This is a genomic window from Stenotrophomonas sp. Steno-C15, from assembly GCF_056393265.1.
Genome location: NZ_JBWJPF010000001.1, coordinates 58400 through 71477, shown reverse-complemented (window position 1 = coordinate 71477; position 13078 = coordinate 58400). Strand labels below are relative to the sequence as shown.

At 67.1% G+C, this 13078-nt stretch carries 14 protein-coding genes; 10 read left to right on the top strand and 4 right to left on the bottom strand.

Annotation, left to right across the window (positions count from 1 at the left end; genetic code table 11):
• Positions 1 to 65 precede the first annotated feature (65 nt).
• A complete protein-coding gene (locus AC06FB_RS00335; RefSeq protein WP_346475202.1) occupies positions 66 to 2168 on the top strand; it encodes a sensor histidine kinase in 2103 nt (700 codons plus the stop codon).
• A gap of 4 nt (positions 2169 to 2172) precedes the next feature.
• Positions 2173 to 3948, top strand: a complete 1776-nt coding sequence (locus AC06FB_RS00330) for an EAL domain-containing protein (protein WP_053517925.1) — start codon at positions 2173 to 2175, stop codon at positions 3946 to 3948.
• 54 nt (positions 3949 to 4002) lie between these two features.
• Here AC06FB_RS00330 and AC06FB_RS00325 read toward each other — a convergent pair whose 3' ends face one another.
• The 4 genes from AC06FB_RS00325 to flgA all read right to left on the bottom strand — a co-directional run bounded on the left by AC06FB_RS00325 (position 4003) and on the right by flgA (position 6684).
• Positions 4003 to 5220, bottom strand: coding sequence for an ATP-binding protein (locus tag AC06FB_RS00325; RefSeq protein WP_065182185.1), 1218 nt, complete (start codon positions 5218 to 5220; stop codon positions 4003 to 4005).
• Positions 5221 to 5311: 91 nt separating this feature from the next.
• Positions 5312 to 5650, bottom strand: a complete 339-nt coding sequence (locus tag AC06FB_RS00320) for a flagella protein (RefSeq protein ID WP_053517922.1) — start codon at positions 5648 to 5650, stop codon at positions 5312 to 5314.
• The gene (gene flgM, locus AC06FB_RS00315) at positions 5647 to 5952 is read right to left on the bottom strand and encodes a flagellar biosynthesis anti-sigma factor FlgM (RefSeq protein WP_368866194.1); all 306 of its coding nucleotides are present in this window, start codon (positions 5950 to 5952) and stop codon (positions 5647 to 5649) included. The genes AC06FB_RS00320 and flgM overlap by 4 nt, the downstream gene beginning before the upstream one ends.
• A gap of 75 nt (positions 5953 to 6027) precedes the next feature.
• Positions 6028 to 6684, bottom strand: a complete 657-nt coding sequence (flgA, locus tag AC06FB_RS00310; protein WP_111187003.1) for a flagellar basal body P-ring formation chaperone FlgA — start codon at positions 6682 to 6684, stop codon at positions 6028 to 6030.
• Positions 6685 to 6813: 129 nt separating this feature from the next.
• Between flgA and AC06FB_RS00305 the strand changes: the two genes are divergently transcribed.
• The 8 genes from AC06FB_RS00305 to flgH all read left to right on the top strand — a co-directional run bounded on the left by AC06FB_RS00305 (position 6814) and on the right by flgH (position 13078).
• Positions 6814 to 7758: a chemotaxis protein gene (locus AC06FB_RS00305; RefSeq protein ID WP_053517918.1), complete on the top strand. Its 945-nt coding sequence runs from the start codon at positions 6814 to 6816 to the stop codon at positions 7756 to 7758.
• Positions 7759 to 7924: 166 nt separating this feature from the next.
• Positions 7925 to 8320 (top strand): flagellar basal body rod protein FlgB, encoded by a 396-nt coding sequence (flgB, locus tag AC06FB_RS00300; protein ID WP_053517917.1) that lies wholly within the window; start codon positions 7925 to 7927, stop codon positions 8318 to 8320.
• A gap of 3 nt (positions 8321 to 8323) precedes the next feature.
• A complete protein-coding gene (flgC, locus tag AC06FB_RS00295; protein ID WP_053517916.1) occupies positions 8324 to 8731 on the top strand; it encodes a flagellar basal body rod protein FlgC in 408 nt (135 codons plus the stop codon).
• A 23-nt stretch (positions 8732 to 8754) separates the two neighbouring features.
• Positions 8755 to 9438 (top strand): flagellar hook assembly protein FlgD, encoded by a 684-nt coding sequence (locus AC06FB_RS00290; protein WP_111187005.1) that lies wholly within the window; start codon positions 8755 to 8757, stop codon positions 9436 to 9438.
• Between the two features lie 31 nt (positions 9439 to 9469).
• Positions 9470 to 10693, top strand: a complete 1224-nt coding sequence (gene flgE, locus AC06FB_RS00285; protein ID WP_053517912.1) for a flagellar hook protein FlgE — start codon at positions 9470 to 9472, stop codon at positions 10691 to 10693.
• Between the two features lie 32 nt (positions 10694 to 10725).
• Entirely contained in the window at positions 10726 to 11475 is a 750-nt protein-coding gene (locus AC06FB_RS00280; RefSeq protein ID WP_277381747.1) for a flagellar basal body rod protein FlgF, read from the top strand.
• 102 nt (positions 11476 to 11577) lie between these two features.
• Complete coding sequence (gene flgG / locus AC06FB_RS00275) at positions 11578 to 12363, top strand: flagellar basal-body rod protein FlgG (protein ID WP_053517910.1); 786 nt, start codon at positions 11578 to 11580, stop codon at positions 12361 to 12363.
• A 22-nt stretch (positions 12364 to 12385) separates the two neighbouring features.
• Positions 12386 to 13078, top strand: a complete 693-nt coding sequence (flgH, locus tag AC06FB_RS00270) for a flagellar basal body L-ring protein FlgH (protein ID WP_074898853.1) — start codon at positions 12386 to 12388, stop codon at positions 13076 to 13078.

Here is a 13078-nt window from a genome sequence, read left to right as displayed (position 1 = left end):
TAATTGAGTGGCTACGGGGCACCTGCGCGGTAAGATGGCCGGCGCCCCTACCTGCTGCCCTGTCCATGCCCGCAGAACCGACCGGCACCGCCCCTGTTCCCGACCCGCGGATGGCCCAATCGCTGGGCCGCGATCGTCGGCGGATCGTGCTGAGTTACCTGGCGATGGCCCTGGCCTGGATGATCGCCACCGACAGCGCCGTGCAGCTGCTGGTACCCGATCCGTACCAGGCATCACTGTGGCAGAGCCTGAAAGGGTCGTTCTTCGCCCTGGCCAGCGCCGGGCTGCTGTACCTGCTGCTGCGGCCGCTGGCCGAGCACGTGCTGCTCACCCATGCCCGCCTGCAGGCCTCCGAGCTGCGCCTGCGGCAGATGTTCGAGGGCAATCCCGGGCCGATCCTGGTCTACGATCTGGACAGCCTGGCCATTCTCGATGCCAATCCTGCGGCCTGCAGCGCCTTCGGCTGGGAGCGCGAGGAACTGCTTGAGCGCACCATCGACGTGCTCTGGCCGCCCGGCCAGGACCAGGCGCTGCAGATCAAGCTCGAAGCCATCCGGGAGGCGCCCGAGCAGCTGTGCATCCTGCGGGCGCAGCTGCAGCTGCGCGATGGCAGCCTGCGGCAGATGGAGCTGCGCTCGAACGCAATCGGTTACGACGGCCACAACGCACGCCTGCTGATTGCCATCGATCGCACCGCCGAGGACCTTGCACAGCTGCGCCGGGACCAGGCACTGGCACGGGTGGAGGAAGCGCATGAGCTGGCGAAGATCGGCGCCTGGGAACTGGACCCCTCCAGCGGGCTGGGCCGGTACTCCAGCCAGGTCTACCGCCTGCTCGGCCGGCGCCCGCCGGAAGCGCGCCGCTGGCATCGCTTCGACGAACTGCTGGTGGCGGCCGATCCGGCCACTGCCGCGCAGGCGGACCAGCTGCTGGCCGAACTGTGTTCCGGCGAACCGGTGCAGGTGGACGTGCTGCTGCCGCTGCTGTCGATGGATGGCCGCGCGTTGATGGTGCACCTGCGCGCGGCCAGCGGCGTTGACGAGGCCGGCCGCGACCGCGTGCTCGGCACGCTGCAGGATGTGACCGAGCGCGAGCAGTCGCGGCGGCTGCTGCGCGAACGTGAGGAACAGTTCCGCGAACTGGTGCGTGTACTGCCGGACGGCGTGGTCATCCTCTTCGAGGAGCACGTGCTGTACGCCAACGCCTGGGCCGCGAGTCTGTTCGGCTATGGCGGCCATGCCCTGCTCGGCGAGCCGCTGGCGGCTCTGGTCGCCGACAGCGATCTGGCGCGGGTACGCGTGCAGCTCCGGGCCGGCCAGCCCCAGCACGGCCCCGGCCACAGCAGCGTGGTGGCGATGCAGCGTGCCGATGGCCGCAGCTTCCACGCCGGCCTGGCCGTGGGCGAAGTCCGCTACGGCGGTCGCGACTGCAAGCTGCTGATCGTGCGTGACCTGAGCGATTCCGAGCGCACCCGCAGTGCGCTGGAGACCAGCAACCGCGAACTGCAGGCCATGGCCGGCCGGTTGTTCTCACTGCAGGAGGACGAGCGCCGCGCGATCTCGCGCGACCTGCACGATGACATCGGGCAGGCCATCACCGCCATCAAGCTCTCCGCCTATGCCGCGCAGGACGAAGACGATCCGAAGCGCCGCAGCGAGGATCTGGCACAGATCGTCAGCCTGGCCGACACCACGGTGGCCAAGCTGCGTGACATCTCCACCCTGCTGCGGCCTCCACAGCTGGATGCGCTGGGCCTGGAGGCGGCACTGAGCTGGCAGGCACGGGTACTGTTCCGCTCCTCACCGGTGGAACTGCTGGCCGAAATCGAGCCCCTGCCGCATCGGCCCGACAACAGCATCGAGCAGGCCTGCTTCCGCATCGCCCAGGAAAGCCTGACCAACGTACTGCGCCACGCCCGCGCCAGCCAGGTGCAGCTGCAGCTGCGCGATGTCGGCCAGCGCGGGCTGCACCTGCAGATCCGCGACGACGGCGAGGGTTTCGACCCTGACGGCCCGCGCGGCCTGGGCCTGATCGTCATGCGCGAACGTGCGCAGAGCGTGGGCGGCCACGTGCGCATCGAGTCGGCGCACGGCGCCGGCACCCTGGTCGATGTCCATCTTCCCTACCAGGCAGCCTGCGCGGCTGCCGTCGAAACACCGGATTACTGAGCCTATGTGGAATCCCAATCTGCCACTGGTCAGCATCGACGATGCCCCTGACCGCCTTGGCGCCGGCAATCCCGAGCTGCAGGCGATGGTGGCCGAAGCCGCTTCGGGTGGCACGCCGCTGATGCTGATGCATGTGGACATCGACCACTTCGCGTCGGTCAACGAGAACATGAGCGCGGAAGTGGGTGACCAGGCGCTGGTACTGGTGGCGCAACGCCTGCAGTCCTACCTGCGCGGGCGCGGCAAGCTGTGGCGCCATGGCAGCGACGAGTTCCTGATCGCCGTGCCGCGCGACGCCGACCTGCCGCTGCCGGAGGACTTCGCCGAAGAGATCCGCCAGCAGATGGAACTGCCGCTGTCGGTGCTGCCCTACACCCTGTTCATGACCGGCAAGCTGGGCGTCAGCCTGTGCCCGGAGCATGCCAGCAGCACCTCGCGCCTGCTCGATCATGCTGAAGATGCGCTGTACCAGGCCGCCCGCGAGGGTGGCAACGCGGTGCGCATCCATGCCGTGGACACACCGCCCAGCGCGCACAGCGAGAGCATCATCGCGCGCCAGATCGTCGATGCCATCCCCAATGCCGAGCTGAAGCTGCGCTACCAGCCCCTGGTCAGCGCACGCGATGGCCATGTGGTGGGCATGGAAGCCCTGCTGCGCTGGCAGTCGCCGACGCTGGGGATGCTGGTACCGGAGCGTTTCATGCGAACGGCCGAGCGGCTCGGCATCATCGTGCAGATCGGCACCTGGGTGCTGGAGGGTGCGCTCAAGCAGGCCCGGCTGTGGCGCGACCAGGGTTTCGACGACTTCACCATTGCGGTGAATGTCTCCACCCTGCAGCTGCTGCGACCGAATTTCTTCGCCGAAGTGATGTCGCTGCTGCAGGCAGCGGGCGTGCCGGCGCAGATGCTGACGCTGGAGATCAACGAAAGCGCACTGACCAACAACGTCAATTTCGTGCACGAGACCCTGGCCAACCTGCGCAACGAAGGCATCAGCCTGAGCCTGGACAACTTCGGCACCGGCGACTCCAGTCTGAGCGCGCTGGTGCGCTATCCGGTGGACAAGCTGAAGATCGACCGCAGCTTCATCAAGAGCGCGCCCGCCGGCAACCGCGAGGCCGCCATCGCCCGTGCGATCATCGCCATGGGCCACCAGCTGGGCATGACGGTGATCGCCAACGGTGTGGAATCGCAGGCACAGCTGGGCTTCCTGCGCCGCAACGACTGCGATGTGTTCCAGGGCTATCTGTTCGGCGAACCGATGTCGGCCGATGCCGCGGGCATGACCCTGCGCCGGCGCTACCTGCGACCGGAAGCATTCGCCGAGACCCGCCCGGACCGCACCCTGCTGCTGCTGGACGATGAAGAGAACGTGCTGCGCTCGCTGGTGCGGCTGTTCCGTCGCGACGGCTACCGCATCCTCGCCGCCGGCAACGTGCGCGACGCCTTCGATCTGCTGGCGATCAACGATGTGCAGGTGATCCTGTCCGACCAGCGCATGAGCGACATGAGCGGCACCGAGTTCCTGGGCCGGGTGAAAATGCTGTACCCCGACACCATCCGCCTCGTGCTGTCCGGCTACACCGATCTGAACACGGTGACCGACGCGATCAACCGCGGCGCGATCTACCGCTTCCTGACCAAGCCATGGAACGACGACGAGTTGCGCAAGCACATCCACCAGGCCTTCCGTACCTACGAGGAACAGCGCCGCAGCAACGCCGGCCCGGTGGCGATGGACGCAGGTGACGGTGGCGAGGATCGCCCGCCGTTGCGATGATGGAGGCCGCCGGGCATGGCCCGGCGCTACCGTGCACCTGTGCCGTGCGGCGGCTCAGCGCGGCTGCTTCACCGGCAACACCACGCGGAAGCGCGAGCCGACGCCGGGGGTGCTGTCCAGATCGATGCGACCGTGGTGCTTGTTGATGATGCTGTAGGAGATCGACAGGCCCAGGCCGGTTCCGCTGCCCACCGGCTTGGTGGTGAAGAACGGGTCGAAGATGCGCTGGCGCAGTTCGGGCGAGATGCCGCCACCGGTATCCTCGAACTCGACCCAGACATGGTCGCCATCCACGCCGGTACGCACGGTGATGGTGCCACGCTCGGCGATGGCATGGCCGGCGTTGAGCAGCAGGTTCATGTAGACCTGGTTGAGTTCGGACGGCAGGCACTCGACCAGCGGCAGCTGGCCGAACTCACGCACCAGGGTGACCTTGTACTTGAGCTCGTTCCAGATGATGTTGATGGTGGACTCGAGGCCGGCGTGCAGGTCAACCAGCTTCCACGACTCATCGCGGCCGGAGTACGAGAAGTCCTTGAGGTCGCGCACGATGCGTGTCACCCGCTCGATGCCTTCGCGTGACTCTGCCATCAGCTGTGGCAGATCGCGGCTGATGAAGTCGATGTCCAGCCGGTCACGGATGTCGTCGATCTCCGGGATGAGCGCCTTCGGGTCGGGCGCACGCAGGGCGCGCTCGTAGGCCTCGATCACGGTGAACAGGCTGCGCAGGTACTCCTGCAGGCTGCCGAGATTGGAGTGCACGTAGCCGATCGGGTTGTTGATCTCGTGCGCGACGCCGGCGGCAAGCTGGCCGATGGACGCCATCTTCTCCGACTGCAGCAGCTTTTCCTGCGTGCCGTTCAATCGAAGGTAGGCCTGGCGCAGTTCGGCATGGCGCTGCTGCAGCTCGCGCTCGTAGTCTTCCTGGCCCTCGATGTGGCGGAACAGTGCCAGGTAGTGGCCCTGCCCGGGCGGACCGTGATGGTACAGATGCGCGATCACCACGCCCTCGCCCAGCGGCAGGCTGCCGTTCCAGTGACCGTTCTGGCGGGCGTGCTCCAGCGCGTCCGGCGGCAGCAGCTGACGCAGGCGCTGTGGCGCCGGCAGCAGGCCTTCGTCGCTGGCCAGCAGGTTCTGCGCGGCCGGATTGGCCAAGGCGACCTGACCGTCTTCGGTGAACAGCAGCAGGCCCTCGCGCAGGCGTTCAAGCAACGCCTGCAGCACCGGCTGTGGTGGAAGGGGGGCGGTAACCAGGACGTTGGCAGCGGACACGGCAGCTCAGGGGCATTCGAACAGGCGCCCAATATACGCGGTCGTGCCGCAGGCGACAGCCTGCGAGCCGGGAGGTCCGCGCGAAATTGCGTCAGGCCACCGCCAGAGGACGGCCAGCGGTGACTGCGTGGGCCTGCCCCTTGGCATCGTAGGCCGAGGCCTCTTCGCTGCGGCCCAGCTGGCGCAGCGCCCAGTTCACTTCGCGGCGCCTGCGCGACAGCAGCACGCCGTTGGCGCGATTGCGCTCGGCCAGCTCCTGCAGTTGTTCGCCCTCGCCCACCGGCGGTGCGCCTTCCAGCGCACGCAGCGCCTCCAGCTTGGCGCCGGTGGCGCGGATCAATGCGTGCACGTCATGCTCGACCAGGGCCTGGCGTTCGACGTCCAGGGCCAGCGCCAGGCGCTGCAACGGCTCGCTCATCGCCGCGGTCATCCGTGCAGCTGCTGGTCCAGCTCAAGCATGCGCGAAGCGATCGCGTCCGGATTGATCGTATAGGTGCCGTTCTGCAGCGATTCGCGCACGGCGGCCACGCGCTGGGCGTCGATCGCCGGCGCCGTGGTCAGTTCGCGTTCGATGGCCTGCAGATTGGTGGCCTCGCCGGTCAGGCGCAGGCTGTCGGCCGCGTCCACCGGACGCGCCGGCGAGTCGCTGCTGACGCCGGGCTTGCTGGCCGGGTTCGTCACGCTGCGCAGTGCCTGGGGGACCTGCAGGTTGCCGTCGATTTTCTGGCTCATGGGGTGTCCTGGAGTTGCCGTTCACAAGGGATTACGGCCGCAGGGCCGTGATCTTTAGGGAAATCTTGCGGGAATTCAACGCGCCACGATTACGTCACCACGGGCATCCACCGTGCCCTGCACGATGCGCCGCGAGGACAGGTTCTCCACCGAGATGCGTTCGTTCTCGCCGGCATCGCCCATCGCCCGGCCCGCGATGCGCACCTCGACCGAGCCGCGCCGCGACACCAGCGCCACATTGTCTCCGCGCTTGATGAGACGCTGGGTGACCAGGTCGTTGCTCGACAGCAGCGTTCCAGCCTGCAGCGGACGCCGGGCGATGCGGCCGATCGCTGCATTGGGATCGGCCAGCACGGCCCCGGCAATGCGTGCAGCATCGCGCTGGGCGGTACTGATATCGGCAGCCGTCAGCGTTTCTCCAGCAGCGATGCCGCGTGCAAGCACCAGCACCGTCTGGTTGCGCCGCACCTTCACCGGTACGAACAGGCGCCAGCCGCCCGCATCGGGGCAGCTGACCTCGACCGTGGTGTTCGCTGTCGGCTGCACCTGCAGCGCTCCCCCGCACCGGGGAAGACGCAGCGCGTCAGCCACCTGGGCCTCGCCTTCGCTGCCGGCGGGCAGGCTCGACAACGCCGCCGCACGGATGCTGGCCACCGGCTGCCAGTCGGCGGCCACTGCCCAGGGCGAGGCAACGGCCAGTGCGACTGCCAGGATGGAGGAGATCGGGCGCATGGCGCCTCCTGTCGATGGGACCTGGCCCGGACGCGTGCAAGCGGCGTGCCAGTGCGACGCGCGGCACCACACTCGGCGCCGCTGGATCGGACCCTCAAGTTCCCGCCGCTGCACGCCGATACAGCAGCCATGTCCCATGACCTGCTCAACCGGATCGACCAGCGGACCCGCCTGGCCGGCCACAACCGACTGGCGCTGCTGCTGTTCCGCCTCGGCGGACGTCAGCTTTTTGGCGTCAATGTATTCAAGGTGCAGGAAGTGCTGCGGCGCCCGGAGCTGTTCCAGGTGCCCGGCCTGCCCGGGCAGTTCGCCGGCGTGGCCGATGTGCGCGGACGCTCGGTGCCGGTCCTGGACCTGGGCCTGGCGATCGGCCATCCCGAGCGCGAGCCGGATGCCGATACCTCGCCCGGCTACCTTGTCGTCACTGAATTCAACCGCTCGATCCAGGGCTTCCTGGTCAGCGGCGTGGAGCGCATCGTCAACATCGCGGTGGAGGACATCCATCCGCCACCGGAACTGGGCGCTGAATCGAGCTATCTGACGGCGGTCACCCGCTTCCAGGGCGAGCTGATCCAGGTGATCGACGTGGAAAGCGTGCTGGCCGACATCGCGCAGATCCGGGGCGAGGCCGTGCTCGATCCACAGATGGCCATGCCCGCCGACGGCCCGCAGCTGCAGGTGCTGGTGGTGGACGACTCGCGGGTGGCACGCCAGCAGATCCGCAGCGTACTGGACCAGCTGGGGGTCGGCGCCACCCTGCTCTCCGATGGCCGGCAGGCGCTGGACCACCTGCTGCAGATCCACGCCTCGGGCGAGAATCCCGCCGACCGCTACGCCATGGTCATCTCCGATATCGAGATGCCGGCGATGGACGGCTACACGCTGACGACGGAAATCCGGCGCCATCCGGGGCTGGCGGGGCTGTACGTGCTGCTGCATACCTCGCTGTCGGGCGTATTCAACAACGCGATGGTCGAGCGCGTGGGCGCCAATGCCTTCGTCGCCAAGTATTCCCCGCACGAGCTGGCCGATTTCGTGCTGGACCGCCTGCGCAAGGTGGCGATGGCGGCCTGAGGCCGCCGGGGTTCCCCGCCGGGCATGGCCCGGCGCTACCGGATGTTGGCCGCCCCTTGGGTAGCGCCGGGCCGTGCCCGGCGAGCGTAGCGGCGCCCCGCCCCGCCCACGACCTTTTGGCACACCGCTTGCAGCTTCCCGGGCAACGTTCCCGTGGGAGTGCATCGTGCGCAACCTGATTACCGACTACCTGGGCGTACATGCCCAGGCCATGCCGTTGCGCGAACAGCGGATGAAGCTGATCGCCAGCAATCTCGGCAATGCCGATACCCCCGGCTACAAGGCCCAGGACCTGGACTTCGACGCCGCCCTGCGCAGCGCACAGGGACAGGATGGCAACGGCCTGATGGCCACCACCCACGAGCAGCACTATGCGATCAACAACGGCCTGAATCCGTTCCAGATCGCGCGCGAGGGTGTCCAGCCCAGCCTTGACGGCAATACCGTCGATCCGGATGCAGAGCGCGCCGCCTACGGTCGCGCCGCGCTGGAGTACCGCGCATCGCTCAGCTTCGTCGAGAGCAAGGTCCGTTCCATGCTGACCGCGATCACGGGGCAATAAGCCATGAGCAACCTGCCGATCTTCGACATCGCCGGCTCCGCGCTGCAGGCGCAGTCGGTGCGCATGAGCACCATCGCCTCCAACCTGTCCAACGCCGACACCGTTGCCGGCTCGGCCGAGGCCGTCTACAAGCCGCTGGAGCCGATCTTCCAGGCGGTCACGAGCAAGGACGACCCGAACATCACCTCGGTGCAGGTGAAGGAAATCACCCGCAGCGAGGCGGCGCCGATCAAGCGCTACGAGCCCGGCCACCCACTCGCCGACGCCGACGGTTACATCTACCAACCCGACGTCGATCCAGTCGCGCAGATGGTCAATCTGATCTCGACCTCGCGCAACTACCAGGCCGGCGTGGAGATGTTGACCACCGCCAAGGAACTGGCCCTGGCCACCCTGACCATGGGCCGCTGAGGCCCGCAGTACCGGATACCGCCATGACCACTGCCATCAACAACCAGACCAGCCAGGACGTCTACTCCGCACTGGGCCTGAATGCTCCCAACAGCAACGCCACCAAGAAGAAGAACACTCTGGACCAGGCTGACTTCCTGCGCCTGATGACCGAGCAGCTGCAGCATCAGGACCCGCTCAAGCCCATGGACAACACGCAGATGGTCGCGCAGATGGCGCAGATGTCGACCGTGCAGGGCATCACCGATCTGAACACCACGGTGCAGGGCTTCCAGCAGTCGATGGCCAGCGACCAGGTGCTGCGTGGCGCCGCGCTGGTGGGACACCAGGTGCTGGTGCCGTCCGAGAAGCTGGTGCTGGAGAACGAAGGCAGCGTCGAGGGCACGGTGGCCGCGCCCGGCGCCGGCATCATCACCGTGGACATCACCGATGCCAACGGCGCCAAGGTCACCTCGATCAGCGTCGAGGCCAAGGCCGCGGGCGAAACCGCATTCCAGTGGGATGGCAAGGATGCCGCCGGCAACCGCATGGAGCCGGGCAAGTACAGCGTGGTCGCCAACCATGTCGATACCGCTGGCAAGAGCACCAAGCTGTCCACCTATGTGCAGGCACCGGTGGAAAGCGTGACCGTCGGTTCCGATGGCCTGTACCTGAACCTCAAGGGCCTGGGCACGGCCCCGATCGACTACGTGCTCCGCGTCAGCTGAGCCGCCTACCCGCATCTACCAGGAGCATCCCATGGGCTTCAATGTCTCGCTGTCCGGCATCAATGCCGCCAACTCCGACCTGAGCGTCACCGCCAACAACGTCGCCAACGTCAACACCACCGGCTTCAAGCAGTCGCGCGCCGAGTTCGCCGACCTGTTCGCCGCCACCAGCTACGGCCTGTCGAAGAACGCGGTCGGCTCGGGCGTGCGCGTCTCCAACGTGGCCCAGCAGTTCATCCAGGGCAACAACGAGCAGACCGGCCGCAGCCTGGACATGGCGATTTCCGGTGAGGGCTTCTTCACCATGAACATGAACGGCCAGCGGGTGTACTCGCGTGCCGGCAACTTCCAGACCGATGCCGCAGGCTACGTGACCAACCCGCAGGGCGCGCGCCTGCAGGTGTTCGCGCCCAACGCCGACGGCACCAACTTCGACGCCGGTCGCATGATCGACCTGCAGCTGCTGACCACCGACAGCCCGCCCCGGCAGACCAGCGATGTAAAGGTTGGTTTCACCCTGCCGGCCAACGCCAAGGAACCGACGGTGCAGCCGTTCGATGCCACCAATTCCAACAGCTACAACCACTCCAGCGGCGGCATTACCGTGTATGACTCGCTGGGCGTGAGCCACATCCAGGTGTCTTACTTCGTCAAGGAAGCCGGCGTCAACCAGTGGACCGTGCACAACTTCGTCGACGGCGAACCCGCAGGTACCCCGACGCCGGTCACCTTCGACAACAGCGGCAAGCTGACCGCGCCGGCCAACGGCAGGATCAGCCTCGGCACGTTCACCCCGACCACCGGCGCGGGCGAGTTGAACATGACCCTGGACGTGAGCGGCTCGACCCAGTACGGCGAGAAGTTCGCCCTGCGCAACACCCAGCAGGACGGTTACGCCGCGGGCAAGCTCAACGAAATCACGGTGTCGGACACCGGCGTGGTCTACGCACGCTACTCCAATGGCGACGACAAGCCGCTCGGCCAGGTTGCGCTGACCACCTTCAACAACCCGCAGGGCCTGGAGCAGAAGGGCAACAACGTGTGGGCGGAGACGTTCGATTCGGGTACGGCCCGTACCGGAATGCCCGATACCTCCAACCTCGGCAAGATCCAGGCCGGCTCGCTGGAGGCGTCCACTGTCGACCTGACCGAGCAGCTGGTCAACATGATCACCGCGCAGCGCAACTTCCAGGCCAACGCACAGATGATCACCACCCAGGACCAGATCACCCAGACCGTCATCAACATCCGTTGATGAGCCGCTGACCCTGTCACGGAACTCCCCGCATGGATAAAGCCCTCTACGTGGCGATGACCGGTGCCCGCGCCTCCCTGCAGGCGCAGGGAACGCTCAGCCACAACCTCGCCAACTCCGATACCCCCGGCTTCAAGGAAGCGCTGGCCAACACCGAAGCCTTCCCGATCCAGGGCCGGGGCTTTGCCTCGCGGGTCGATGCGCTGCACGTCGACGCCGGCTTCAACCGCCGGCCCGGTGCGCAGCACATCACCGGCAAGCCGCTGGACCTGGCGCTGCAGACCGGCACCTGGCTGGCCGTGCAGTCCAGCGACGGCAGCGAAGCGTACACGCGCGGCGCGGCACTGTCGGTGACACCGAACGGTCAGCTGGTGACCTCCGGTGGGCGCCCGGTACTGGATGACAACAACAACCCGATCGCCATTCCGCCTTACCAGGCGATGGAGATCGGCAACGACGGCACGATCTCCATCATCCCGCAGGGTGAAGGCCCGCAGACCATGGCCATGATCGGCCGGATCAAGGTGGTGCAGGCACCGGACGAACGGCTCGAGCGCGGTCTTGATGGCCTGTTCCGCAACACCGATCCGCTGCAGCCGTTCGCTCAGGCCCTCGGGCCCACCGTGCACAGCGGCCAGCTGGAGGGCAGCAACGTCGATGCCGCCGGTGCACTGGTGCAGATGATCCAGCTGCAACGCCAGTACGAAATGCAGGTGCAGGTGATCAAGCACGGTGATGACAACGCACGCAGCGCCAACAGCCTGCTGCGACTGGGCAGCTGACGGAATTCCGCCGGCGCCGCGTAACGGCACTGGCACACCGCTTGCACGCCGTACCCCATGGGCCGCAGCACGCGGCCGGTTTCAGCAGACAGGACTCCGAAGATGAACCAGGCATTGTGGATCGCGAAAACCGGACTGGATGCGCAGCAGATGCGCATGTCGGTGGTTTCCAACAACCTCGCCAACACCAACACCACCGGCTTCAAGCAGGACCGCGCCAGCTTCGAGGATCTGTTGTACCAGCAGGTCCGCCAGCCGGGCGGCGCATCGTCGGCGCAGACCCAGCTGCCGACCGGCCTGCAGCTGGGCACGGGCGTGCGCGTGGTGGCCACCGCCAAGAACTTCGAGCAGGGCAGCCAGCAGCAGACCGGCCGCGCGCTGGACGTGATGGTCAATGGCCGGGGCTTCTTCGAGGTGCAGCTGCCCGATGGCAGCTCCGCCTACACCCGCGACGGCTCGTTCAAGATCAACCAGGACAGCGAACTGGTCACCAACAGCGGTTACCCGGTGCAGCCCGGCATCCAGATTCCCGAAGGCGCGCAGTCGGTAACCATCGGCAGCGACGGCACCATCAGCGTGAAGATGGCCGACGACGCCGCATCGGTGGAAATCGGTGCGCTGACCCTGACCGACTTCGTCAATCCCGCAGGTCTGCAGGCGCGCGGCGAGAACCTGTTCCTGGAAACCACCGCCTCGGGGCCGGCGCAGAACGGCAATCCGGGCCTGAACGGGCTCGGCAACGTGGTCCAGGGTGCGCTCGAGGGCAGCAACGTGAACGTGGTGGAGGAGCTGGTGTCGATGATCGAAACCCAGCGCGCCTACGAGATGAACGCCAAGGCGATCTCGACCACCGACTCCATGCTGGCCTACCTCAACAACAAGATCTGACCGGCCCAACCGGGATAACGCCATGTCGCCCATTTCCACCCTCGCCCGCACTGTCCTCGCCAGCACTATGGCCGCCCTGCTCGGCGGCTGCGTGATTGCCGGCGACGTGCGCCCCTACCCCGCGATGGCGCCGCTGCAGCCGATCATGCCGCCCCAGGCGGAGCCGACGGCCGGTGCGATCTATGCGGCAGGTCCAACCCTGCAGCTGTACTCGGACCGCCGCGCGCGTGATGTCGGCGACCTGCTGACCATCACGCTGCTGGAAAACACCACCGCGCAGACCAGCGCCAACACCGCCACCAACAAGGAATCGAATCTGAGCCTGGGGACGCCCTCGATCTTCGGTGCGCCGGTCACCCTGGGCGGCAAGGACATCCTCAGCGCCAGCGCCAAGGGCGCGCGCGACTTCACCGGCAAGGGCAACAGCGCACAGAGCAACCGCCTGCAGGGCAGCGTCACGGTCACCGTGATCCAGCGCCTGCCCAATGGCAACCTGGTCGTGCAGGGACAGAAGAATCTGCGCCTGAACCAGGGCGACGAGCTGGTGCAGGTGCAGGGCATCGTGCGCCCGGGTGACATCAGCCCGGACAACACCCTTCCCTCCAGCCGCGTGGCCGAGGCCCGCATCGTCTACGGCGGCCGCGGTCCGGTCGCGCAATCCAACGCGATGGGCTGGCTGAGCCGCTTCTTCAACTCCGGCCTGACGCCGTTCTGA

Excerpts from the sequence above, each read along its gene's own strand:
- AC06FB_RS00335 (WP_346475202.1), top strand. The coding sequence starts at position 66 with ATGCCCGCAGAACCGACCGGCACCGCCCCTGTTCCCGACCCGCGGATG.
- AC06FB_RS00330 (WP_053517925.1), top strand. The coding sequence starts at position 2,173 with ATGTGGAATCCCAATCTGCCACTGGTCAGCATCGACGATGCCCCTGAC.
- AC06FB_RS00320 (WP_053517922.1), bottom strand. The coding sequence starts at position 5,650 with ATGACCGCGGCGATGAGCGAGCCGTTGCAGCGCCTGGCGCTGGCCCTG.
- flgM (WP_368866194.1), bottom strand. The coding sequence starts at position 5,952 with ATGAGCCAGAAAATCGACGGCAACCTGCAGGTCCCCCAGGCACTGCGC.
- flgA (WP_111187003.1), bottom strand. The coding sequence starts at position 6,684 with ATGCGCCCGATCTCCTCCATCCTGGCAGTCGCACTGGCCGTTGCCTCG.
- AC06FB_RS00305 (WP_053517918.1), top strand. The coding sequence starts at position 6,814 with ATGTCCCATGACCTGCTCAACCGGATCGACCAGCGGACCCGCCTGGCC.
- flgC (WP_053517916.1), top strand. The coding sequence starts at position 8,324 with ATGAGCAACCTGCCGATCTTCGACATCGCCGGCTCCGCGCTGCAGGCG.
- AC06FB_RS00290 (WP_111187005.1), top strand. The coding sequence starts at position 8,755 with ATGACCACTGCCATCAACAACCAGACCAGCCAGGACGTCTACTCCGCA.
- flgE (WP_053517912.1), top strand. The coding sequence starts at position 9,470 with ATGGGCTTCAATGTCTCGCTGTCCGGCATCAATGCCGCCAACTCCGAC.
- AC06FB_RS00280 (WP_277381747.1), top strand. The coding sequence starts at position 10,726 with ATGGATAAAGCCCTCTACGTGGCGATGACCGGTGCCCGCGCCTCCCTG.
- flgG (WP_053517910.1), top strand. The coding sequence starts at position 11,578 with ATGAACCAGGCATTGTGGATCGCGAAAACCGGACTGGATGCGCAGCAG.
- flgH (WP_074898853.1), top strand. The coding sequence starts at position 12,386 with ATGTCGCCCATTTCCACCCTCGCCCGCACTGTCCTCGCCAGCACTATG.